This window comes from Curtobacterium sp. B8, assembly GCF_000333315.1.
GTDB lineage: Bacteria > Actinomycetota > Actinomycetes > Actinomycetales > Microbacteriaceae > Curtobacterium > Curtobacterium luteum.
This window is the reverse complement of record NZ_BACW01000538.1, coordinates 1-1,335: the sequence shown is the minus strand read 5'-3', so window position 1 is coordinate 1,335 and position 1,335 is coordinate 1. Positions and strand designations below refer to the sequence as shown.

Below are 1,335 nucleotides of genomic sequence, written 5' to 3'. Positions count from 1 at the left end.
CCCGGCCGTCACCGGGTCGTCTCGACCCGCCTCGGATCACCCCCCGCGCGCTCGCCGCGGGACGCGGGCCGCGTGTCGCGGTCAGCGTGGGTCGTCGTCCCAGGGAACCGGCGTCGTGGTGCCGGACTCCCAGTCGCGGCGCAGCACCCCGTAGGCGACCGACGCGAGCGGAGCGCCGCCCTCGACCGGCCAACCGTCCCGGTAGTGCGCCTCCTTCACCCAGCCGGCGCGCAGGAACACGCGGCGCATGGCGGTGTTGTCCTCCCGGGTCTGCCCTTCGAACCGCGTGACCTCGGGCATCGAGGTGAACACGTGGTCCGTCGCCGCCCGGAGCGTCGGGACGCCGAGTCCCCGGCCGCGGTGCTCGCCGGCGATCCGGAGGTCGAACAGCGGCACCGGGTCCGCGAGGTCCTCGAGCCGCAGCACGCCGACGCGGCCGTGCTCGTCGTCGTCGAGCCAGTACGACCGGTGCTCGTCGTCGTCCCACGCTCCGGCATCGATCGCCCGCTCTGCGTCCCCCGTGCTGGTGCGCGGACGCACGTGGAAGGGGAAGTCCTCGGTCGTCAGGAAGGCGAGCAGGGCCTCCCGGTCGGCGCCGGTCGGGTCGAGTCGGGTGAGCTGGACGGCCATGCGGACCACGCTACCGGCGCGGGGTTTCCCGCACGCCCCTGCGGGATGCCGCCGTCGACGCCCCGAGGGGGCGCGCGAGATCGTTCCGTGCGCGAACCTGTCGGTGGCAGGGACGTACAGGAGAACACTCGTGACACGGCAACGGAACTCGCAACGGCGCGAGCGCAGCACCTCGACACGCGGAAGCCTCGTCCGGGGCGCCGTCGTGGTCGTCGTCGCCGCGGTCACCGTCTCGGTCATGCTCGCCTTCCTGACCCCGCCGGTCCAGGGCAGCGAGCTTGCGTCGTCGCCCGGCGCGTCCACGTCGAGCCGGGGGACCGCCGGCAGCACGGAGCACGGCCGGGACGCGTCCGGCAGCACCCCGACCGGCGGCGCCGAGCCGAGCAGCGACCCGGCTGACGGCGCGACGTCGAGCGCCCGTGCTCCGTCCTCGGACCAGCCCACGGCGACGCCGACCCCGAGCGTGCCCGACCCGGTGCTGGGGCCGCAGGCGACGTTCTTCGAGGACTTCGACACCCCGGCGGCGAGCGGCGGGCAGTTCGCGGCCACCTACGCCGGGGCCTGGCAGGCGTACGACGAGGGCACGAGCGACAAGTACTACTCGGGCGCCCTCACCAGTGCCCACGACGGCGTGATGGACGTCGCCATGAACGGCACGCAGGGCGCCGCCGGGGTCTTCGGGCCGCCCGCGACCGCGTGGGCGCA

Annotated in this window: 1 protein-coding gene and 1 pseudogene; one reads left to right on the top strand and one right to left on the bottom strand. The window is 75.0% G+C overall.

Annotation, left to right across the window (positions count from 1 at the left end):
* Nucleotides 1-81: 81 nt before the first annotated feature.
* On the bottom strand, nucleotides 82-630 hold the full coding sequence (locus I59_RS14250) for a GNAT family N-acetyltransferase (protein WP_022904444.1): 549 nt from the start codon (nucleotides 628-630) through the stop codon (nucleotides 82-84).
* 130 nt (nucleotides 631-760) lie between these two features.
* On the opposite strand from I59_RS14250, the pseudogene I59_RS14245 reads away from it, so the two are divergent.
* Nucleotides 761-1,335, top strand: a pseudogene (locus I59_RS14245) (hypothetical protein); the annotation flags it as partial.